This window comes from Pseudobdellovibrionaceae bacterium (assembly GCA_019637875.1).
Lineage (GTDB): Bacteria > Bdellovibrionota > Bdellovibrionia > Bdellovibrionales > Bdellovibrionaceae > JAHBUW01.
This window is the reverse complement of record JAHBUW010000001.1, coordinates 44980-66585: the sequence shown is the minus strand read 5'-3', so window position 1 is coordinate 66585 and position 21606 is coordinate 44980. Positions and strand designations below refer to the sequence as shown.

The 21606-nt window shown below is 56.3% G+C and carries 23 protein-coding genes, 1 other RNA gene and 1 pseudogene; 17 read left to right on the top strand and 8 right to left on the bottom strand.

Going from position 1 to position 21606, the window contains the following annotated elements; all coding sequences use genetic code 11:
• The first annotated feature begins 2 nt into the window (after positions 1-2).
• Entirely contained in the window at positions 3-542 is a 540-nt protein-coding gene (locus KF767_00330) for a carboxymuconolactone decarboxylase family protein (protein MBX3016302.1), read from the top strand.
• Between the two features lie 44 nt (positions 543-586).
• On the opposite strand, the pseudogene KF767_00325 reads toward KF767_00330, so the two are convergent.
• The 3 genes and pseudogenes from KF767_00325 to KF767_00315 all read right to left on the bottom strand — a co-directional run bounded on the left by KF767_00325 (position 587) and on the right by KF767_00315 (position 1658).
• A pseudogene (locus KF767_00325) lies at positions 587-868 on the bottom strand (DUF5519 family protein).
• Positions 869-904: 36 nt separating this feature from the next.
• Positions 905-1141: a hypothetical protein gene (locus KF767_00320; GenBank protein ID MBX3016301.1), complete on the bottom strand. Its 237-nt coding sequence runs from the start codon at positions 1139-1141 to the stop codon at positions 905-907.
• A 73-nt stretch (positions 1142-1214) separates the two neighbouring features.
• On the bottom strand, positions 1215-1658 hold the full coding sequence (locus KF767_00315; protein ID MBX3016300.1) for a hypothetical protein: 444 nt from the start codon (positions 1656-1658) through the stop codon (positions 1215-1217).
• Positions 1659-1873: 215 nt separating this feature from the next.
• Here KF767_00315 and KF767_00310 point away from each other — a divergent pair, with 215 nt between their 5' ends.
• Positions 1874-2137 carry a recombinase family protein gene (locus KF767_00310; protein MBX3016299.1) on the top strand — a complete coding sequence of 88 codons (264 nt, stop codon included), beginning with the start codon at positions 1874-1876 and terminating at the stop codon, positions 2135-2137.
• Positions 2138-2295: 158 nt separating this feature from the next.
• Here KF767_00310 and KF767_00305 read toward each other — a convergent pair whose 3' ends face one another.
• Complete coding sequence (locus KF767_00305; protein MBX3016298.1) at positions 2296-2523, bottom strand: hypothetical protein; 228 nt, start codon at positions 2521-2523, stop codon at positions 2296-2298.
• A 50-nt stretch (positions 2524-2573) separates the two neighbouring features.
• On the bottom strand, positions 2574-2834 hold the full coding sequence (locus KF767_00300; protein MBX3016297.1) for a PepSY domain-containing protein: 261 nt from the start codon (positions 2832-2834) through the stop codon (positions 2574-2576).
• Between the two features lie 176 nt (positions 2835-3010).
• On the opposite strand from KF767_00300, the gene KF767_00295 reads away from it, so the two are divergent.
• Genes KF767_00295 through KF767_00285 form a run of 3 tightly spaced genes read left to right on the top strand, consistent with a single transcriptional unit; the run spans position 3011 to position 6773 of the window.
• Entirely contained in the window at positions 3011-3751 is a 741-nt protein-coding gene (locus KF767_00295; protein MBX3016296.1) for a cytochrome b/b6 domain-containing protein, read from the top strand.
• A gap of 12 nt (positions 3752-3763) precedes the next feature.
• Complete coding sequence (locus tag KF767_00290) at positions 3764-4306, top strand: hypothetical protein (GenBank protein ID MBX3016295.1); 543 nt, start codon at positions 3764-3766, stop codon at positions 4304-4306.
• Positions 4284-6773 carry a cation-transporting P-type ATPase gene (locus KF767_00285; protein ID MBX3016294.1) on the top strand — a complete coding sequence of 830 codons (2490 nt, stop codon included), beginning with the start codon at positions 4284-4286 and terminating at the stop codon, positions 6771-6773. Before KF767_00290 ends, KF767_00285 begins: the two co-directional genes overlap by 23 nt.
• A 131-nt stretch (positions 6774-6904) precedes the next feature.
• Here KF767_00285 and ssrA read toward each other — a convergent pair.
• Positions 6905-7260, bottom strand: a transfer-messenger RNA (tmRNA) gene (ssrA, locus tag KF767_00280).
• A gap of 160 nt (positions 7261-7420) precedes the next feature.
• Here ssrA and KF767_00275 point away from each other — a divergent pair.
• The 4 genes from KF767_00275 (at position 7421) to cls (ending at position 11413) form a co-directional block, all read left to right on the top strand.
• On the top strand, positions 7421-8032 hold the full coding sequence (locus KF767_00275) for a hypothetical protein (GenBank protein ID MBX3016293.1): 612 nt from the start codon (positions 7421-7423) through the stop codon (positions 8030-8032).
• A gap of 3 nt (positions 8033-8035) precedes the next feature.
• The gene (locus KF767_00270; GenBank protein MBX3016292.1) at positions 8036-8773 is read left to right on the top strand and encodes a matrixin family metalloprotease; all 738 of its coding nucleotides are present in this window, start codon (positions 8036-8038) and stop codon (positions 8771-8773) included.
• Positions 8774-8924: 151 nt separating this feature from the next.
• Complete coding sequence (locus KF767_00265; GenBank protein ID MBX3016291.1) at positions 8925-9284, top strand: MGMT family protein; 360 nt, start codon at positions 8925-8927, stop codon at positions 9282-9284.
• Positions 9285-9973: 689 nt separating this feature from the next.
• Positions 9974-11413 (top strand): cardiolipin synthase, encoded by a 1440-nt coding sequence (gene cls, locus KF767_00260; GenBank protein ID MBX3016290.1) that lies wholly within the window; start codon positions 9974-9976, stop codon positions 11411-11413.
• Here cls and KF767_00255 read toward each other — a convergent pair.
• The gene (locus KF767_00255; protein ID MBX3016289.1) at positions 11410-12231 is read right to left on the bottom strand and encodes a penicillin-insensitive murein endopeptidase; all 822 of its coding nucleotides are present in this window, start codon (positions 12229-12231) and stop codon (positions 11410-11412) included. The two genes, cls and KF767_00255, sit on opposite strands and share 4 nt — an antisense overlap.
• Before the next feature lie 127 nt (positions 12232-12358).
• Complete coding sequence (locus tag KF767_00250) at positions 12359-14761, bottom strand: response regulator (protein MBX3016288.1); 2403 nt, start codon at positions 14759-14761, stop codon at positions 12359-12361.
• A 172-nt stretch (positions 14762-14933) separates the two neighbouring features.
• Between KF767_00250 and KF767_00245 the strand changes: the two genes are divergently transcribed.
• The 8 genes from KF767_00245 to KF767_00210 all read left to right on the top strand — a co-directional run bounded on the left by KF767_00245 (position 14934) and on the right by KF767_00210 (position 21605).
• Positions 14934-15332, top strand: a complete 399-nt coding sequence (locus KF767_00245; protein ID MBX3016287.1) for a response regulator — start codon at positions 14934-14936, stop codon at positions 15330-15332.
• On the top strand, positions 15322-15693 hold the full coding sequence (locus tag KF767_00240) for an Hpt domain-containing protein (GenBank protein ID MBX3016286.1): 372 nt from the start codon (positions 15322-15324) through the stop codon (positions 15691-15693). The genes KF767_00245 and KF767_00240 overlap by 11 nt, the downstream gene beginning before the upstream one ends.
• Before the next feature lie 364 nt (positions 15694-16057).
• Positions 16058-16399, top strand: a complete 342-nt coding sequence (locus KF767_00235) for a hypothetical protein (protein ID MBX3016285.1) — start codon at positions 16058-16060, stop codon at positions 16397-16399.
• Positions 16400-16606: 207 nt separating this feature from the next.
• Positions 16607-18157 carry a hypothetical protein gene (locus KF767_00230; protein ID MBX3016284.1) on the top strand — a complete coding sequence of 517 codons (1551 nt, stop codon included), beginning with the start codon at positions 16607-16609 and terminating at the stop codon, positions 18155-18157.
• The gene (locus tag KF767_00225) at positions 18154-19770 is read left to right on the top strand and encodes a DUF1501 domain-containing protein (GenBank protein ID MBX3016283.1); all 1617 of its coding nucleotides are present in this window, start codon (positions 18154-18156) and stop codon (positions 19768-19770) included. The genes KF767_00230 and KF767_00225 overlap by 4 nt, the downstream gene beginning before the upstream one ends.
• Positions 19763-20482 (top strand): hypothetical protein, encoded by a 720-nt coding sequence (locus tag KF767_00220; GenBank protein MBX3016282.1) that lies wholly within the window; start codon positions 19763-19765, stop codon positions 20480-20482. Before KF767_00225 ends, KF767_00220 begins: the two co-directional genes overlap by 8 nt.
• Positions 20482-21132 carry a hypothetical protein gene (locus KF767_00215; GenBank protein ID MBX3016281.1) on the top strand — a complete coding sequence of 217 codons (651 nt, stop codon included), beginning with the start codon at positions 20482-20484 and terminating at the stop codon, positions 21130-21132. The genes KF767_00220 and KF767_00215 overlap by 1 nt, the downstream gene beginning before the upstream one ends.
• Complete coding sequence (locus KF767_00210; protein MBX3016280.1) at positions 21129-21605, top strand: hypothetical protein; 477 nt, start codon at positions 21129-21131, stop codon at positions 21603-21605. Before KF767_00215 ends, KF767_00210 begins: the two co-directional genes overlap by 4 nt.
• The last annotated feature ends 1 nt before the right edge of the window (position 21606 follow it).

The following is a 21606-nucleotide window of genomic DNA, read 5'->3' as shown; positions in this document are numbered from 1 at the left end:
ATATGGGCAGAATCAATTTGAAAAACCCGCAAGAGACGACAGGCAGTCACAAAAAGACGTTCGAGCAAATCGAAAAGGCGTTCGGCAAAGTGCCGAACATGTTCCTGGCCATCGGCAATTCCTCGGCGGCACTGGAAAGCATGTGGGGCGCATTCGGCGCACTCAGCAAAGGCAAATTAGGAGCGAAGCTGGGCGAAAAAATCGCGGTGTACGTGGCGGACCTAAACCGCTGCGAGTACTGCTTGGCGGCCCATACGGTCCTGGGCGGCAAAGCAGGTGCAACTCCGACCGAGATAAAGGCCGCCCAAGCCGGCGAGGCAAGCGATGCCCGCACTCAGGCGGCGCTGACTTTCGCAGGCCGCTTGGTTCAAACACGCGGTCAAATTTCTGATGCTGATGTTGCGTCGGTGAAATCAGCTGGCTTCAATGATGAAGAAGTCGCAGAGATCTTGGCGCATGTGGCACTGAACGTGTTCACGAACTACACGAACAACGCATTCGGAGTGCCGGTTGACTTCCCGCAAGTTCCTCTACGCAACTAGTAGAGATAGAGGGCGGACTCCTCCACGGAGTTCGCCTATGCGAATCAATACTGCTCGAGAGCCAATTTGAAGAGTTTTACGACCTCATCCACATCTTTGGCTTTGAGGAATCGAAGCTCCATCCATTGCGAGCTCGGTGCCCTTTTCTTGTGGATCTTGGAATCGGTGGGATGGATCAGACCTTCGCTGCGAATGAGTTGTTTGGTCAGGCGGACATCGATCTCGTTGTCGTCGTGAAAGTGGGCGATCTCTTTGTCTTTATAAAGAACCGCTGAGCCCCAGGGACTTTCGGTGGCCGATCTTCCAGGCCCGGGATACGCTCTAACTTTTTGACGAGCTCCTTGCGCAGTTTGGACATGGAATCAGCTTTTTCTTCCGGTGTCGTTCAAAGCCAAATTGAGGTCGAACTCCGAGAGTGCCTCGATTCCTTCTTCTTCCAGCAAGTCTTGAATCAGGATCTGCGCATCGAGAAGTTTACCCTCAACGTCGCTCACAAAACTCGTTTTGAAGATGATGTTCTTCTCGCCACCCTTGATCCCGATGACCGCGACGGATCCGTCGAGGCGCGCGATGTGGACTCCGCCGAGTTCTTCATTCATTTTTTGGAGTTCTTGGAGATGCGCTCTGATGAGCTTTGCGCTCTCGTCTTTTACTTGTTGCACGGAATGATCCTTACTCATCTCGTTGAGCTGAAGATTTTCTGGTGCGAACCGCAGGTTTTGCGAGAATCTCGACGTAGACCTTTTCAGAATCCGTCGCGAAAACTGCATCCACCGATTTTCCAAGTTCGCCGACAAACACAGTTTCGGCGGTCTCGGCCGAGACTCCGCACTTGCAGTCGAAGTCCCAGACATCGGCTCCCTCGGGCAAATTCTTGCGGCGCTCGCGAGCGAGGTACTTATTGATTTCGGCTTTGACGGATTCGACGACCCGGTCCGGGCGGTGAACTTCAGATCTGAGGCTAAATGTCTTTTTCATGAGGCAACACTCTAACTCAAAACGCCCATTTCCTCTGGAGGAAACCTCGTCGGATGAAAGCCTTTTAGGGTTTTCTAGCGGGCGAAAACAAAACTGGTGGAGGCGGAGCACGGCTAAGTACACCATGCCGGCGGCCACCTATCCCTCACGATATTATTCGATTTTTCCCAAAGACGAAAGACCGCATCTTTGACGTTTGTGCCCCTCTTTACGAGGCCGGATACTCCTTACGCGAGATCGAAGAGAAAACTGGCTTCGCAAAATCCTCGATTCGCGAGGCACTGAACCGCCGGGGCCTGCCACTTAGAAACGCCTCAAAAACCAAAGCGTCCAAAATCAAACCGCCAGTGAAAATGCGCTCCCCGATCATCCCGTATGGCTTCGCTTGGCTCGAAGGCAAGCTCGTCAAGGAACCCCGCGAATACAAAAACGTCCTCAAGGTCATCTGCCTCTGGCAGGCAGGGAAGAGCTTCACAGCCATTGCTCGCGCACTAAATGACCAACGGGTGCCTACACGAAATGGCAAGAAATGGTTTCACAGCTCCATCGGAGCAATCGTCAAACGCCATCTAGAAGAAAACCAACAAACCGAAGGAGGTCCCAATGGGGTTCAATAAACTTGTAGAAGCAGCTCTTATCATCGTCTTGATCGCCGCAGCGGCAGGGCACCTCCCGCGCCTTGTCCAGACGGTCAGAATCGCGCAACTTCAGCTCATCAAGGACTCGCAGTCCTCCAAATGGGGTCAGGCATTTTTGCTTCGGGAAAAACCCTCCGCTACGCGCCTTTCAGGATCTCCTGCCAGAGATCGCTGAATGCCTGCCTAACAGAGGGCTTCGCGGCGAGATGCAAGTTCAAGCCAGCCCGCTCTTTCGTCGGCATCGCTTGACCACGAGGTTCATCGCCCTCTTTTCTGCGGCTCCAACCACCTTCAAGAGAGATCCGAATCGCAGTCAGAATGGCCATCCAGATTCCAAACACACCTAAAAAAATCGCAATCAACATAGCGTTCCCTCCTTAGGAGAATGGCGGGGGCAATGCCCCCGCCGATGATTTCACTTTTTCTTCGCGATGCTGCCGTCTACGGGATTGAAATAGATCTCAACCTCGTTGCCCTCTTTGTCGGTGCCGTAGATTTCGTAGCAGGTGCCGGGCTGCTTGAACTTTCTGATCTTGTAGCCCTCCCCCGTGACCTTCTTCTTGAAGGCCTCCTCGGTCATCCACTTGGATTGGGGCTCTTCCGTGCAGTTCTTCTTGGCGAAGGCCGGGGAGCTCAGCAGAAGCGGCAGGGCGGTCAGTAAGGTTACGATTTTCATGGATCACTCCTTGGTTTATTGGGGCACCGTTGCCCTTTACCAAAGATGCTTCCGATGGCTCGATCTAGCCATAGGGCAAAAGCCCTAAGCTTTTGTTTTTACTGGCCATTGGGCATTTGTCCCATGGCCAGAACCCTGAGTCAGGCCCATGATTGAGACAGGTAAAGGGAGGCTCCATGAACAAATCAAAAGTTTACGATCTACCTACAAGACTCTTTCACTGGCTTTTTGCCGGTCTATTCGTCGCTGCTTATGCGATCGCACAACTGACCGATGACGAATCCCCCTGGTTTTCCCAGCACATGCTGCTGGGAATGATCCTGTTCGTCACAACGCTGCTTCGCGTAGTTTGGGGAATCTTTGGATCTCGCTACGCCCGCTTTTCCTCGTTCCCGCTGAATCCCCTGCGGCTGATGGGGTACTTCCGCGAGATTTTGAGCACGAAAGGGCGAACCTACTTCGCGCACAATCCGGCCTCGGCCTGGGCCGCGGTCGCCATGATGGGCCTCGCGCTCGGGCTCGGCGTCACCGGCTACCTGATGGCTTCGGGTCAAAAGGAGGCCTTTGAAGACATCCACGAGCTCATGGCCAACGCCTTTGCCTTTGTCGTGGTGGCGCACGTTGCCGGCCTTGTTCTGCACAGCCTTCGCCACCGGGATGGAATCGCCCTCAGTATGATTCACGGAAGGAAAGACAACGAAGAGGGAGCGTCACCTATCGCAAGTTCCCACAGATTTGTGGCCATGGGAATGGCGGGAATCATTGGCTTATTTGCCTTTCACATCTATAAGAACTACGATGCCGCCCAGGCAACGACCAGCGTCTTTGGTGTGAAACTCCAACTTGGAGAGAATGAGTCCGAGGAGCATCAGGGAAATACGAAGGAAGGCGCCGAGCACGAAGACGATGACGACTAGAAAGGCGCCCGCATGAGCAACCGAGAACGCTGGGTCATAATCACGATCCTCCTGGGAACCGCCATCTTTGTTGGGACCGACCTCTTCACTGACTCCAGGGAAGGCGTCCGTTGGTGGCATTTGGCTGCGGAAGGATTTGTTGCTCTAGCGGCTCTCGCAGGCGTTGTTTTCCTTCTTCGAGGCTCATTCGCACTGAAGCGGTCCTTGGCTGCTGAAGTTCTCAAGTCGAGCGGCCTCCAAGCGGAAGCCGAACAGTGGCGAAAACAAGCCCGAGTCCACATTGAAGGCCTCTCCCAAGAAATCGAGCGTCAACTGACGTCTTGGAAACTGACAATCTCCGAGAAGGAAGTCGCCTTTCTTCTCTTGAAAGGATTGAGCCTCAAAGAAATCGCGGAGATTCGAAAGACATCAGAAAAAACCGCGCGGACGCAGTCCACCGCCATCTACGAGAAGTCGGGCCTATCGGGCCGCTCCGAACTCGCGGCATTTTTCCTGGAAGATCTTTTAGGACCTAGCGAGGAGAGGGAAGGCCGTGAAAAAGAAAATCTCTCTTGAGAATTTAGGCGGGCTGAACGGCGCGCCCACTGGCCTGAGCGTTGCTGAAGTTTCTTCCCAACGTTCGCGCTTCGGACCCAATGCGATCATTGAACGCACTGGAAATCCCTGGCTTGAGCTTTTACTGGATACCATCAAGGACCCGATGATCTGGTTCCTGGTTGGTATCGGCACGGCTTTCTTTTTTGTCGGCGATCGCCAGGAGGCGATCATTCTTTTCGTGGCGACCATTCCTTTGCTTTTCATGGATGCCTTTCTCCACTGGAGAACCCAGGCATCCACCGCCTCCCTCAAGGGCCAGTTAGCTGCGGAAGCCGTGGTGATCCGTGACGGGAAACGCCTGCGGATTGACTCGCACGATATCGTTCCTGGCGATTTGGTTGTCCTGGATTCAGAGAATCATTTTCTACCTGCGGATGGATTCTGGGAACGCGTTGAATCGCTTCAAGTGGATGAGTCGGTGCTTACCGGAGAAGCGTTTCCGATCACCAAGAGAACGATTCCCTTCGATGCTTTTCGATCCGCACAAGAGGCACTCATTGATTCCGATTCGCTGGGCTTTGCCGGAACGCGGGTACTTACGGGAAGCGGCCTCCTCCGCGTCCTGTTCACGGGAAAAGAGACCTCCTATGGCGAAATCGTGCAGTCGGTCTCCGCCATCACTCACGAACGCACTGCCCTCCAGCATTCCATCGCGAAGTTAACCAAAGGGCTGATCTACGCCGCTGCCGCATTCTGCCTGATTCTCGCCTTTATCAGAGTTTATCAGGGACACGGATGGCTGGATGCTCTCTTAAGTGCCGCCACCCTCGCGGTGGCCGCAATCCCGGAGGAGTTTCCAGTCGTCTTCTCCTTCTTCCTCGGAGTCGGTGTTTACCGGCTAGCGAAACGAGGAGCCTTAGTTCGGCGCGCAGTCTCCGTCGAGAATATCGGGCGAATCACTCAAATTTGTACCGATAAAACTGGAACGATTACTGCTGGCCAGCTCAAGCTGACCCATGTCGATGCAGCCAGTCCACTCTCGGAGCCAGAAGTCCTTTTCTATGCGGGCGCGGCATCGAACCCTGACGGAACTGATCCAGTTGATCAGGCGATTTTTGCCCTATCAAAGGAACGAGAACTAAAAACTCCGCTGCGAACGCGCGTGATTCCATTCACTGAAGACCGCAAGAGGGAAACGGCCTTCTTCGAAAATCAAGGCCGCGCTTTTTGCGCCATGAAAGGCTCGCCGGAAACGATCTTGTCGAAGTGCACGCTTTTGAGCGAAGAAAGAAACAAGTGGCTCGACCGAACTTCGAGTTGGGCGCGGGATGGGCATAAGCTTTTAGCGGTCGGATTTTGTGAAGTGACGGCCACAGAGCTGCGTAACGGGAAAGAGCCAGATTCCGGGTTTCAGTTCGCGGGTCTCCTTGCCTTCGAGGACCCTGCGCGCCCCGAGGTTCACCCGGCTATCGAATACTGCGGGAAAAATGGAATCAGAGTTTTGATGATTACCGGCGACCACCCTCAAACAGCAGCTGCAATCGCCAAGGATATCGGGCTAGGAAAAGGTCAGCCTATCGTGATTTCAGCGGAATCTGATCCTGAAAAGTTTGAGGCGGATTGGCTCAAGGCAAACCCCGACTTCCTCCGGAGCGCGGATGTTATTGCTCGCTGCAATCCAATTCAAAAGCTTCGGGTCGTCGAAGCCCTAAAGTCGTTCGGCGAGATCGTCGCCGTAACGGGCGACGGTGTGAACGATGTTCCGGCTCTCAAGGCTGCGGACATTGGGATCGCGATGGGAGTCAGAGGATCGAGGAGCGCAAAAGAAGTTTCTTCCATAATCTTGAGCGACGACAACTTCAGCACGATCGTCAATGCGATTCGAGAGGGCCGTCAGCTTTTCTCGAATCTACGTTTGAGCTTCGAGTATCTTTTGCTGTTCCATATCCCCTTCGTGCTGTCGGCTGCAATTGTTCCTCTATTGGGTTATCCGCTCCTATATCGGCCCGCGCACATTGTCTGGTTAGAATTGATAATTCATCCGACGGCACTGTTCGCGTTCCAGCAGGCAGCCACCTCCGAGAACGACGGCGCGCCGGAGCGGCGAGTTTCATTTTTCGATAGGAGGGATGCACTACTTGTTTTACTTGTCGGATTGGCTGTAACGACCGCACTCATCATTTCATTCGTGACGGGACTCTCGGAAAACTCTGACGCAAATCATGGACGAGCCAAGATAATGGCCCTTCTGCCCCTTTGGAGCGCGGGGCTTGCCGTTTTTCTAACCAAAGGAAAATCACGAACGGCCAACATCGTCGCTGCCGTATCGCTCCTGTGCTCCGTACTGCTCATTCAAACCAAGTGGCTGGCAGAGCCGCTTCATTTAACGCCTCTGCGCGGCCTGGATTGGTTAAAAGTATGCGGCACGGTGGCTGCCGCGATGGCGATTTTCTTCATTCTGCGAAGGAGAGTCTCTTCTAGGTAGAACCCGTTCTTGTTCGACTCTCGCCAACTCAACAGGCGGAGCAACATCAGACGCACAAGCAATAATCACCGCCAGCTCCTTTTCTTTTGGAGCTGGCGGACAAACTGCGGACGAAAATGCGTTTAAAAAATTGGTGGAGGCGGCGGGAATCGAACCCGCGTCCGCAAGCGATCCGCGATCAGGCGCTACATTCTTAGTCTATGTTTTGATAGTTAGTCCCCTCAGCTTCCACAGACAAAATCTGTGAGGACCCTCCCCAAAGTGTATTTAAGGTTCAGCCCTTCAGAGAGCAACTGAACCCGAGACTGCATAATGACGGTGCTTCACAAATCACAGTCCGAATCTGTGGGCTCCGTGCGCTTAAAACTAATTAAGCAGCAAGTGCGTAATCGTTGCCAATTACAGTGTGCATGTTTTTAACGAGGTCCTCATACTCCCCGGAATGCTCCTGATGTTTCAACACCCACGTCGAAGCCATGTCGCCCCCACCGTGTGCGTTCCCCAGTCTTGCCGGCGCGGGCACTTCGTTCCGCCGCTCAACCAGTGAACTCCGCTGAATATAGGGGCTTTTCGGCGAAACGCAAGCCTCGACCTTCGGCCGCCCTGGCCTTGCGCCCTCCCCAGACTCCCGGAGAATGGGAGTTTCAATGACTCACCACCTCTCGGCCCTCGCCGCGCTCCTTCTGCTCGCCTCCACCACGGCCTTCGCGCCCCCAGCGCATGCGTTTCAGCGGAGCGCCTTCTACCTCGGCTTCGGACTGCTTTCCGAAAACTCCATCGGCAAGATCACGAACACCATCGACGGCAAACCTTCGGTCCTTGGCACCTCCAGTTATCCCCTTTTTCTGAAATACGATTGGGAGTTCGGGCGCGACAGCTACGTTTCGCCCTCGCTCGCCTACACGCTCGTCCCGCGCAAAGCCCAAGGCGAGGCCGCCGACATCACGACCTGGCACCTGAGCCTTCCCTACGGCTCGAACATGGGGCGCGGTGGTTGGGACTGGTCCTTCGGGCCCGGGATTCTGAGCCGCTCCTCGAAAGGCAAGGGCGGCACCGTTCAGCTCAACAACGGCAGCGGCATGTCCACCTTCGGGCTTCCGGATCGCAGCGTGGAAACGAAAACCCTCACGCTCACCGGCGGAGTCGGCTACTCGAAGAAAGCCCATCGCGTCTCGTTTGACCTGATCACGGAGGGGCTCGCCTCGAGCCGTCGCAGCTTCAACCTTTTCCTGGCCTACGGCTACAACCTGCGGGACTAAATCATGAGCAAACTGATCCTCACCTTCGCCCTTCTGTTTTCGAGTTTCACGGCCCACGCCTACACGCTCGTGTGGACCACCCCCGGCTTCAAGGGCTGGCAGACGAACGAAATCAAACTCACCTTCAACCCCGCGAACTGTCCGAACGGCGTGAACGTGCGCGGACTGATCGAGGACTCGATCGCGCTTTGGAATTCGATCTCGAACTCGGGACTGAAACTCGTTCTGGATGAAGACACCTCCGCCACCACGCGCGGATACCCCATCCCGATCATCTGCGACACGAACTACGCGAGCGGCGGGCCCGCGCAGGACTCCTCACCCGGTGTGGCGTCGACCGCGCCCGGCTCCGGCGAGTACATCACGAGCGCACTCATCTCGCTCAACGCCTCGGCCGGCAATGCGAATATCGCGCGTCTCAGCCTCGATAAAGTGAAGGTCGTTCTCGCTCACGAGATGGGGCACGCCATCGGCCTCGGCCACTCGCAGGACATGGACGCGCTGATGTACTACAACGTCGCTTACAAAACGAACTTCACCCTGGGCCAGGACGACATCGACGGGATCGCCTATCTTTATCCGCGCAACGAGCTCGGGAAAGATCCCATGCTCGGCGGTTGCGGCACCGTGCACTCGATGACACTCCCGAAGCCGCCCTCGGCCGGGCAGATGATCGCGCTCCTGTTCCTGATGCTGCTCCCGCTCGCCGTCGCGCAAAGACTCAAGACCGCCAAAAGGTAGCCGCTCACTTCTCGAAACGCAGAGCGGCCACCACCGCCCTCCCCCAAGCCGCCCAGCTCGTCCAGCCCGTCCGATAACGCGGTTGCGACACCAAAAGGAAGAAGGTACCTTCCGTAACGCAGCTGCGACACCAAAGGGAAGAAGGTACCTTTTGACTGAATTTACCAAGGCCGTCGTGAAAGTGATTCGGGCAATTCCGAAAGGGAAGATTGCGAGTTATTCGCAGGTCGCGGAGTTGGCTGGGAGGCCGGGCGCCAGTCGTGGCGTGGTTTGGATTTTGAACTCGTCTTCGGAGGAGTATGAGCTGCCGTGGCACCGGGTGCTGCGCGCCAGTGGGGAGATCGCTTTTCGTAAGGGCTCCACGCACTTTCGGCTGCAGAAGCGCATGCTCGAGAAGGAAGGCGTCCTCGTCGCCAAAGATGGCTCCATCGACATCGAGGAGTTTGGCTGGAAGAAGAAGCCCCGTCAGAAGCGCGCGCGCAAATCCACGCCATCGATGTTCCGTAGATAACGACGGAGAAGTTTCGCGGCGCGTTTCAAGAAGTAAGCGGCTACCTATGTCCGAAATCGCCACGCGAACCCATGGCACTCGACTTGCTCAGGTGTCTGTCCGTGAACTTGCTTCCGGTGAGTTCATTGTGACAATCCATGACGTATGAGGCTTCGCTTCATCGTAAAAGTCACAGGTCGTCTTGTTCTTTAAGAACTCTGTTCCTTCAGAACAAGAAGGCCAACTGACCCGAAGTTCCCCGTGAACTTCGGGTTTTTTTCTGAAGCAAAGACCGCATTTTCTAAAGAGAAGCTTTACCCGCGTATCTCAGTCTAAGACCGCCAATTCGCCCCAGGCCCTACCCGACCCTCCGGGAGTTTTACCCGTCCCTTGTCCCAAACCCTTCCCGCGGGACGTGGCACCCGCGTTGCTCTCATCAACAGGCGTGAGGTTGCGAAGGCAAATCACGAAAGAAAAGTGGAACGATTCATAAAAAATCTGACGAGCGAAAGCTCCGAAGAAGAAAAAGTAAATCGGAAAACCTCTTTCGAAAAGCAACACCACGCCGACGACTGTGAAGTTTGAATTGCGTATTCAGCTTTCTAGCAGAAGTCACAAGAGGTCGATCTTACGAGATCCACCAGATGACCCGAAGTTCGATGCCTAGAACTTCGGGTTACTTTTTTTGAAATATCTGAAATGATCGAAAAATGCCGGATTGGCTTCCCGACCTTGCTTTACGCACTTATTCCGCACTGATTTTCTGCGCCTACGTCGTCGGCGTTCTGTGCGCGATCTTCGCTTTATGGCGCTCGCGCACGCCCCAAGGGGCGGCGGCGTGGGTCGTCGCGCTGTTGACCATTCCGTTTTTCACCGTGCCCTTTTTCCTTTTCCTGGGACGCAACAAATTCTACGGCTACGTGAAAAGTCGCCGGCACCTGGATGCCGAAGCCCAACGTGAGCTTGACGAGGTCCGCAAAATCCAAGAGGCCGTCGTTGCCCCTGAACCCGGCTTCGAGGCCCTTCACCGCATCGCGGGCCTGACCAAACAACCCGGCTACACCGACGGCAATAGTCTGCGGCTGCTCATCGACGGCGAAGAAACTTTCGCCGCCATCTTCGAAGCCATCGAAAACGCCAAACATTCGGTGCTGTTTCAATTCTACATCTTCCGTGACGACAAACTGGGCGGAAAATTCGCGGAGCTGCTGCGCAAAAAAGCCCGCGAAGGCGTGAAGGTCTACTTTCTTTACGACGGCGTGGGAACGAAGCTTTCGACCGCGTTTTTAAAAAAGTTCGAGGCCGCGGGCGTGAGCTACGCCGAATTCCGCGGCATGAAACGTTGGACCTCGCGCGTGCAAGTAAACTTCCGCAATCACCGCAAAATCGTCGTCGTCGACGGACGAATCGCGTTCACCGGCGGCTTCAACGTCGGCGACGACTACTTGGGTGAATACCCGCATATCGGTCCCTGGCGGGACACGCACCTGCGCTTGGAAGGTCCCGCCGCGCTCTCCGCGCAATTGTGCTTCGTGAAGGACTGGTACTGGGCCATGGAGGCGCTTCCCGATCTGGATTGGACGCCCCGACCTTCCGCCAAAAACTGCCGCGCCCTGCTGCTCGCGACGGGTCCCGCCGACGACAACGAACCCTGCTTGCTTGCGCATCTGGATCTGATTCGCAATGCGCAGAAACGCGTCTGGATCGCGAATCCCTACTTCGTCCCCCCGGAATCTTTACTGCACGCTTTGGAGCTGGCGGTCCTACGTGGCGTGGACGTGCGGATCTTGGTCCCTTCCTACACGGACAACAAGTGGATCAGCTACGCTTCCGAGACGTCACAAGAACGCGCGCTCGCGGCGAAGCTGGATCTGCGTTCCTACCAGCCCGGTTTCTTACACGAGAAAGTCGTCCTTATCGATGATCGCGCGGTCGCCGTCGGTTCGGTGAATCTGGACTCCCGTTCTTTCTTCATCAACTTCGAAGCGACCGCGATCGCGCACGATCCGGAGCTCGTCGCGGCGGTGGAGCGGATGCTGGATTTCGATTTCGCGCGCGCCAAGAAACTGCGTTACGAAGACTTCCGGGCGCGCGGGCTGCTTCGTCAGATCCGCTCGCGGGCCGTGAACTTGTTGTCCCCGATGCTTTAACAGCCCGTCACCTTCGGCGGCGAGAAGTCCCCCTCGCATTGCGAATGGTAAGGTGAGCAGCGAATCCGAATATGGAAGTGGTCGTCATGCCCCGCCGTCGGGCGCAGGCGGCGCAAAATCTCTTCGCCCTCTAAGGTTTTGTCGAGGCCTTCGCGAGCGGCCCATTCGCAAACCGCCGTTTTGATGATCGGATCGACCAGGATCATACTCACGACGGATTCATCGCGTCCCTTCACGCGCACGCGCTGCCCCACGATGGCGCGCCAATACTCCCAGTTCTTTTCGAAGTTGAAGCGCGGGCTCACGACCTCTCCATCCAAGACCGAGCGCCAGCGCGTTTCGCCGACGAAAAGCAGATCCACGTCCAGACCGTTCTGGTGACTTTTGTGTGGAGGATAGAAATAGCCCCCATCCGTCCGCGAAAGATCGCCGATATGCAGCTCGACGTCCGGATAAAGCTCATGGATGTACGCCGCCGAGTTCACGAGAAGCGAAACCAGATGACCGGCACCCGCGCTCTCGTCCTCGGAACTTACGCTACGAAAGCCTTCGCCCCGCCGGGGCAAGGCCTCCGCATTCGCGAGCGCGCCGTAAGCTCCGGTCGTCGTACCGTCGGGATTCGTGGTGACGACACCTTGCGGTCGACCGATCGAAATTCCCCCGCCCCGCAGATCAAGCCAAGGCCCCAAACGCTGATCAATTTCCTCTGGAGTTTCATTGAGACCCGCTTGGGCCAAAGCGCTGGATGAGGGCGTAGTCGCGAAAGCCGCGGCCCACGCCAAAAACCCGAAGACGATGGCTTTTCTGACGATCATCATGCCTCCCGTGGGGTGAATGATCGGCATAAAAACCCGATTCGCAAGGCGCCGCAAGTCCAGTCCGCGAAGAGTCCCACGGAGGGCGGTCCGTGCGCCCTTTTCCGAACCGGCCCACTCCCGGAATGGGCTACGCGGCCCGTGAAGATGAAGACGACGACAGCCAGCGGGTCAAAACCTCACGCATGATCTCTTTGTCGAGAGGTTTGGTGATGTAATCGTTCATCCCGGCTTCCAGAGCTTTCTCCCGGTCACCGGCCAGTGCATTGGCGGTCATGGCCACGATGGGAATTGCGCGACCCGTGGACCGAATTTTTCGGGTCGCATCGTAGCCATCCATGACCGGCATCTGACAATCCATCAAAATAAGATCGTAGTTCTTTTGTCCGATCTGATCGACGGCCTCTTGCCCGTTCATCACGATGTCCACTTGTGCGCCCAATCGTTCGAGCATACGCACCACGATGATCTGGTTGATCTGATTGTCTTCGGCGACCAGAATCCGCCATGAACGATCACCCGTCGGTAAACCGCGCGAATCGCTCGGGGTCGGACCGCAGCTCAAGGTCGCCCCGATCGGCAGCTTCAGCGTAAACGAAAACTTTGATCCTTCCCCCAGCGCGGACTCGACCTGGATTTCGCCGCCCATTTTTTCAACGAGCTGTTTAGAAATGGAAAGCCCCAATCCCGTACCACCGTACTGACGGGTCGTCGAAACGTCCGCCTGCACGAATTCTTGGAACAACTGCGGAATCGCCGAGGCGGAAATTCCGATCCCGGTATCGGCCACTTCAAATCGAAGCTCCGCAACTTCGCCGCCAGCATCCACCCTTGTGACCGTCACGCTGACGGCGCCCTGGTTCGTGAATTTGATCGCGTTCCCGGCCAGATTCGCCACGACCTGGCGCAGACGTCCCGGATCCCCGCGCATCACGGACGGGATTCGCGGATCGGTTTCCAACCGCAGCTGAATTCCCTTCTGACGTGCGCCGAGCCGCGCCGATTTGACATGATCTTGCAGTAAACTCACCAGATCGAAGTCGACCGTCTCGAAGACCATACGCCCCGACTCGGCTTTCGAAAAATCCAGAACGTCGTTCACAAGCCGCAACAAATCTTCACCGGAGCTTTTGATGGCCTGGGCGTAACTACGAGCCTCGGCGGAAAGGACTTCCCCGTCGAGCAGCAGTCCCGCCATGCCCAAGATCCCGTTCAAAGGCGTACGGATCTCATGGGACATATTCGCGACGAAGCGAGACTTCGCTTGCGTCGCCGACTGAGCTTGATCCCGAGATTCCGTCAGTTGAACTTTCGCACTCTCGAGATCCGCGATGACCGAAGTTTTTTCGGCAAATTCCTGCGCGCGTCCCAACGCCGCGGACAGCTGTCCGGTGATCATCGTCATCGCGCGCACGGAACGTTCATCGAAGAAATGCGGCTCGGAAGAGAAGTTCTTCAACACGCCGATCATGCGATCACCGTGCATCAGCGGTACGACGATCATCGAACGCAAATTCGCTTTCAAACAAGCTTCGCGATCCACTCGGTCGTCCGTCATGACGTCCTCACAGACGAGCGTCCGGCATTGGGCCAATGCGGCTCCGCTTAAGCTCGTTGCGCGCTTCACGCGAAAACCCTTGAATGCCGACGCACGGCCCGCCGTGAAGCAGTAAACCATTTCATCGCCTTCAACGAGCTCGATGATCGATCCATCGGCGCCCGTCAGCTCCATCGCCAAGCGGGTCGCGGTATCCATAACCGTATTCGAATCGAGGGCCACGGTCGTCAGCTGATCCTGGGTTTGAATGACATTCGCGAAAAGATCCTGCTCACGTTTTAAATCGAGGACCGACGTTTCGAGCGAGCGGGTCACCGCCACCCGCCCACGCTGATTGCGGTCGAGCAAATACAGCATCCCGGCCATCAGCAGAATGGCCAAAGCTGAACCCATGGGCATCGCTCGTGAAGAATCACTCAGGATCTGCTCCATCCGCGCGTTCCGCAGATCGACCAGACGCTTCTGCTCGACATCCATTTCGTTGAAAATATCGCGCATGGCTTCGATGTGGCGCTGGCCGGTTCCCTCCCGAACACGATCAATCGCTAAGGAACGTTGACCATTTCGAGCCAATTGAATCGTGGCAACCGCATGCTCCGACTTCATTTGAATCAACGTTTTGACCCGACTTAATCTTTCGAGCTGGTCTGGCTGATCCTTCAAACGAATTTCCAGATCGCGGGAAACCGATGGAATTGCGGCGACCGCCTCTTCAAATGGCGGCAGAAAACTATCGTCTTTCGTCAACAGGAAACCCCGCTGTGCGGTTTCCGCGTTCACGATCAAAATTTGCAATTCTCGAAGTCGATAGCCCGTCATCCGTGCGGCTGCCCGATGGTTCGCGGACGACCGAATCCCCGCGACTTCACGTTGAAGATAGAGACCCAAGAAGACCAAACCCGCAACCGCAATAACGAACCCAATCCACAAGCGGCGGTCCGACTTCACATTCATCATTTGTTTCGCGTGAAGCATGAGCGTCCTCTTTCGGGACAACCGGAAGAAGTCCTCTTCCAGATCCTGTCTACTGGTCGGATTCGGCAGATCCCCGCTAAAGGTCCGTTCCCGGTTGTCCGAAAAAATTCTTATGCAGGAATCCGTCGGAGAAAACGGCCTTAACTCCACCCAAAGTATTCGTCTTTCACTCATGAGAGTCCTGATCGTCGACGATTCGGCGTTCGATCGCGAACTGCTAGAGGCGACGCTTCGCAAACTATCATTCCAAAACATCCAGCACGCGGAAGACGGCGCCATCGCCACCCGCAAGATTCAAAATGCGACGGACATGCGCGCGAGCTTCGATCTCATCTTCATGGATGCGCAAATGCCCGGTCGCGATGGTCAGGCACTGTTGAAGTGGATCCGTAAGTCAAAAGAAGGCGCGCGCCAACTTGTCATCGTCACCTCGGGCACCTCAGATATGGAAGGCGCCAGTCGTTTGATCGAAATTGGCGTCAACGGCTTCGTCGTCAAACCGGTCACGATGGACATCTTACGCCAGAAGATACTCAAAGCACTGCACCTGGAGGCCGCCCGTGCGGGATGAGTTCGTCCGCCTTGACCCCGCGGCCCGTGACCGTATCCGCGAACTCCAGATTCCCGGCGAGGCGGATCTCTACTTGAAGCTAACCGAACTTTTCATCGATGAATCCGAACGACTGATGTCTCAGCTCCGCGAAAATCTTGGAAGCGCACGGGCCGGTGCCCTTCGGGACCTCGCCCACAAATGGAAGAACAACGCCCTCGCGATCGGCGCGCTCCGACTGGGGAAGCTCTGCCAAGATCTTGAAGCCGCGGCGCTCGCAACGTCCAGCGGTCCGTCCGCACCGGACATCATCAGCGCGATCGGCTCCGAATTTCGTGCGGTCGCCACCCTTCTGAAACCCGGGGCCAAGCCGAACCTCTGAGCTTTTTCGACGTCCAAAAATGTCGCTTCTTAAGGCACCTTAAGCTTTGGTCCAGGGACGATTTGTCACCAACGCATTGATGGATATGGCTTTGACGGCCGACTTATCAACGCGCTCCACAGACTTATCCACATTCTGCGCTGCTTTTCAGCAAATGCTAATGTCAACCCAACAAAACCCTGATGATGTTTGGCGTTGATTCGGGATCCTTCTGACACCTCTTCTAACAACGCCGATCTGCCTATACATCTAGCAATGCGCGCCGCATCTGTGCGTGAACTGCATGATAACTTTCCGAATCCTCACTTGGATTTTGTCTCGACCCCGGACAAAACGCGGCCACCTATCATCCTTTGGAGGACCCATGCGCCAACTGCTCATCGCCACCCTTTCCGCCGCTTTCATCTTCGCCCTTCCCGCCCTTGCGGCGATCACCGACGACCAAGCTTACGAAATCGCCTCGAAAGCTCTAAACACGGACAACGCCGAACTCGATCAAGAGTCGGATCGTACCTATTTCTTCGTCGACGCGGGTTTCGATGAAGATGCGGAACGCCCTTGCATCAATGGCGTGATGATCGACAAAGCGACTGGCAACGTCGTCACCCCCGACGAGCAGAACGATCCGAAGATCAACGTGTTCTTCGAATATTCGGATACCCACATCGAGCGTGATACGAAAATCATCGTGAATTGCGCCGACTAAATCGCGTCTCAGTTCTGGAAAGTCTTGATCAAAAGTTGAGACGGACTTCAAAGAAACGCCGTTCGCGCCGATAAATTCGAGACGCGAACGGTGCGAACCCTCTTATATCGCAGGACTCGGCGCTTTGTCTCAACCCGGGACGACCCGCCAGGATTCATCAGTCCAGTTCCCCCCTCGCATTGCCTAATCTGGTTTCAGAGGGACGAAATGCGAAACACACTTGCAACAAAGTTAATCACCTTACTCAGCCTGATTTCGCTGGGTTCGCATGCTTTCGCCGGAAACCTAAGCGAATTAGAAATTTTTGAGCGTTGTTTCAAACGTATGGTCCGCAACATTCCCGAATCCAACGATGCCCTTTGGGTGAAAGTCCAAAAAGGCGAGCTGAAAGGCGCCGTCGCCTGCATGCAGCTCTTCGATAAAGCGAAGATCGGATCGAGTGGCCGCATCGCGAGCGTGAACGACGTTCAAGCCCGCGCCATCTTGCGTACCTTCAACGACTTCCACGGTTCGTGGTTCCAGCAGCGTGTGAGTGAAAACGGTCAAACGCAACAAATCCGTACCTTTGGTTTGATCAACGACCTGGAAGAACCGCAGCTCTTCGTCACGCGCGCGCTTTTCGCCGGTAAAGCCTATCGCAGCATCGTCACCGAAAAAACGTCCCTGCACGGCGTGCGCGTCCGTCCGAATGACAAAAAAAATGCGTCGATCTTCCGCGCGCAACGTTTGGTCGCGTACCCCACGGAACTCACCGCCTTTACCAACGTGAACGAACTGCGAATCGCTTATCGCGCCGGCGCAAATACCGACCGCGAAATCGTTCCCGACGGTCGTATCATCACCGTCGGTGAGCTCGTCGGTATCAAAGAAATGCCGATCTTCACGCTGGATTCGATCGCGGTCCCCGGCCGCACGACCGCCATCGGTTCGCCGGACATCTCGGCCGAAGCGCGCGCGGCCGCTTCAACCAAAGTCGCCCTGAACGAAAGCTTCGGCGGCGGTATCGTCGGCAGCCCCTCATTCATCATCACGAACGCAAACTTGCCGCCGGGGTACAAAGCGACCGCGCCCACCGACGAACTGTACCAAACCAATCGCGTGCTCACTTCACGCGTTTACGAGGACCTGCTTTGCCACCAGCTACCCACGCTGACGGAACAAGATGTGAAGGACATGTTGATCGCGAATTCGCCGCACGCCTTCCACCGCCAGAAGACATGTATGGTCTGTCACGCGCAAATCGACCCGATGGCTTCCGTGTACCGCAACTTCTACGTGGGCGCATCGGCCGCACGGCTCGAGGAAGAGGGCAGCCAACAAGTGGGCCTGGCCACCTACGCGGTCACCCGCTTCCCGGCGACCGCGGGCGCGAAAGCCTACGCCGAGACCGCTCCCGAAGGTTACGTTCGTTACCGTCCCTTCCGCTCAGATAAAGTCACGACGACCCGGGTGACCTCGGTCGCGCAAATCGGCCAGGCTTTGTCGGGTTCGAAAGATCTCTACGAGTGCGCGGCGAAACGTTACTACCAGTTCTTCACCGGCATCGACGTTCCTTTGCAATCGATCCCGGCGAATCCGAAAAACGCCACCGCCGAGGTCAAAGCGAAGCTCGCCATGGACCGCAAACATCAAGCGTTCGTATTGCAGCTCGCGAAGAATCTGCAATCGAATCAAAACCTGCGCGGTCTGGTGAACAGCATCGTTTCATCGTCACAGTTCAAGTCGCGCGACTTCCAGTCCGCCGTGGAGGCCAAATGAGTTCCCGCCACAACGCCGCACGCCGCGAATTTCTGAAATTGGCCGCGACCAGCATGGGCGCCGCCGGCATGAGCGCGTCGATCGCGGAAATCCTCATCGGCAGCATTTACAATCGCGCGTACGCCGCGACCGGAGCGAAATCGTTCTACATCCACTTCACGATGCCCGGTGGACCGCCGCGCTGGTATTTCGACCAAGTCCAGAATCCCCATGGCGTGACCTCTGACTACATCAAGGGTGGCTTCGGCAACTTCATCCAAGGCGGTTCGGGAGTCGCGACCGCGATCCACAAGAATTTCAAGTTCACCAATGGCGGTAAAACCTACTACCTGCCCCCCGTTTGGGCCTACCCCCGCTCCGGTGACAAAGCCGTGGATCTTCTTCAGCACACGCAAATGTTCCGCGGCGTCGACATGCAGATCAACAACCACGCGCTTTCGAATAAGCGACAAGTCGCACCGGTCATCGGCGGTTATTCGATCACTGGCCGCATGGCCGACGCTTCGTCCCTGCCGCTTTCCTCGGTCGTTGCCGCCACCCGCGGCGTTGGCAATCCCGCGGGCGACGCGTACCGCTCGCTCCGCTCCCCCGCCGCGGCCCCGGCCATCCTGGATAAAGGTGCGAACCCGCTGCAGGCTTTGATGCGTCCTTTCCGCCCCCGCGAAAAATCGGATTTGAACGACGCCAACTGGCAACGCGCGATGGCCGACGCCTTGGGCGAACTCGACAACTACGCTTACGATATCGGCGTACGCCCGACCGCGATGACCAATGCTTACGACAAGGCCATCGACCTGATCACCAGTGGAAAATTCGATGTTTTCAAGAGCTGGTCGGCGACCCACAAACGTTATCAAGACGCCGTCAGCGAGGCCCTCGCGATGGCTTCCATTCAACGCATGTTCACGGAAGCCGTGCGCGCCGACGGATCGGATAAATTCGGAATTTCAAGCCGTGGCGTAAAAGCCAACTCGCGGGACCTGCGCAACCTGTTCGCGGGATCGCCCGCCATCAACGGTTTCGCGGACGCTTTCGCGCTGGCGGAAATCATGGTCACCGAAAACATCACCTCGTCGGTCGTCATGCCCTTGGGACCGATCTCGGGCCTGAGCGCCGACGGCCGCGCGGTGCAGGTCACCCACGACCAGCACGGCTTCGGCGCCGTTCCCTCGGTGATGATCACCAGCACGTACTACCGCGCGATGGTCAACTGCCTGCAAGAACTCGTCGGTCAGCTGAAAAAAGCCAAAGTCTTCGACGAAACCGTCATCCACATCGGATCGGAATTCAGCCGCACGCCACGCGCCAACGGCAGCGGCTCGGACCACGGCTTCTACGGAGCAAGTTCGACGATCATTTCGGGCAAGATCTCGAAATTCGGCTTGATCGGCAACATCCACAAAAAAGGCGAAAGAACGTCGTCCGACCAGTACACCGGTACCTGGGGTCGCGCCGCGAACTTCGGCGATTTCCGCCGCGCCATCTTCGTGCAGGATATCGCCAACACGATCTGCAATATGCTGGGCGTGAGCGCCGTTTCGGAAAACGGTATCCTCTTGCTGAACCCAAGCCGTAACTACGAACCCAACGTCAAGGAGCTGAAGAATGTCTAAGCGCACCTTGACGCTGGCCCTACTGGGCGTCTGCACCGTGATGATGTTCCAGAATTGCGCTCCCGGCTTGGAGCAGGCCGACTTCGCGTCGGAGGTCCTGACCACGCAAAGCATCGACGTCGAACACGAAGACCGCGATCACGACCCCACGCCGTTCCGCGAAGACAAAATCGAAGTGAACGCGAAAGACTTGATCTACGACCGCGTCCTTTTAGTCAACCACCTGACTTCGGTCTTCGGTGCTCGCGTCACCGCTTTGGACAAAGACAACGTCGCGACCGACATGCGAAATTTCGCTTCCCCCTGTTCGCCCTACGAGCAGTACAACTACAAAAACGCGAAGAACGCGATTGCCAACTCGGGATTTCGGACTTGCGCGGTGACGAACAGTGCGGCGTCCATGAAGGCTTCGCTTTACGCGGAAACTTCGACCTCGCGACAAGGGGTCATGGAGCACCTGTGCCGCGCTTTAAGCTCCGACACGACGTCGCGCACCTTCGCCCTTCGAAAAATCGCTTCGGATGGAAAGCCCGCCGGAAATAAAGCAAACGTCCTGAAGGCCTTCCGCCTTTTCTATCGTAGCGCCCCCCTTCCCCCCGACTCTGTCCTGCAGTCCATGCAGGTCATGCTGGGTCGCGAAGACGTGGACGCCGCCGCTTGGACGCCGGTGCTCTTCACCCTTTGCGTTTCACCGGGCTGGCAGGTGCTGTGATGAAATACGGAGTGCTCGTCACCAGCATGCTCTTGTCCTTCAGCGCGCACGCGGCGTCACCCGTGACCGCACTTTACGACAACGCCTCTTTCCGCACGGGACTGACGTTACCTTTTATGGTCGAAACCATGAAATCCGCACCCGAGGCAAAAATCACCGGGCTGCGCGTCCAGTCCGCCGATGCCGCCAGCGTCGCGGCCGCCGCGAAATGCGAAATCGCCGTGGATAAGTTCCTGCGCACGCACTTCCTTCTGAAATGCACCGAGCAGGGAAAGTTCAATGTCCAAATCGACATCATCGAAGGTTCGCGATTGCAAACGATCACGTACGGACCCTTGGCGATCGCACCATTGAAACCGGGATACGTCGAACCCGTGAAACCCACCGACCCGACCCAACCCGATCCGGATCTCGCCAAAGGCCGCGAGATCTTGAACAAGAAAACACAAACCGTTTCGCCGTTTTTCTCGTGCATGAATTGTCATACGACTCCGGACACCTATGGCCTGCGCACGAAAGCGACGACCGCGACGCTCATGAACTTGAATAGTAAAACGCTGATGAAAGACGTGCCCAATCTCACCCGCGAAGAGTCGGCCTTGGTGCTGAAATACCTTCGCTCCATCACGGACGGGTCGGTGTGGCCATGAGAACGCTGAAAAACAAACTTATTCTCGTTTCGCTGCTGTTGGTTTCTTTGGTGTTTCAGAATTGCGGACGCTTGGACGAAAGCGCATCGCTCATCGTCGACGATCCCCGCATCGTGCGCCAAACGTTCGAAGAGATCTTCAACTACTCTTACACCTCAGCACCGAAAGTTTTCGGGCAGGTGCAGTTCGTGTCCAAACCGACCACGCGTAAATTCGAAGACGTGGCCTTCATCGCGGTGATGGGTCGCGCGGATGGGGCCACTGGTGTCTTCGACTACGAGATCTCGATCAAAAATCAGAGCGGCTTTCCCGTTTGTCCGACCGTCACCGGTCGTCTTTCGGGTGGATCGACCTCGGTGACCGATGGCTGCGTTTCGCAAGTCAACTCGAGTTCAGTCATCGTGGACCTGAAGGTCACCGAGATCGTCGGTACGAAAAAGACCGTTTACAAATTCCAACGCAAATACGACTGAT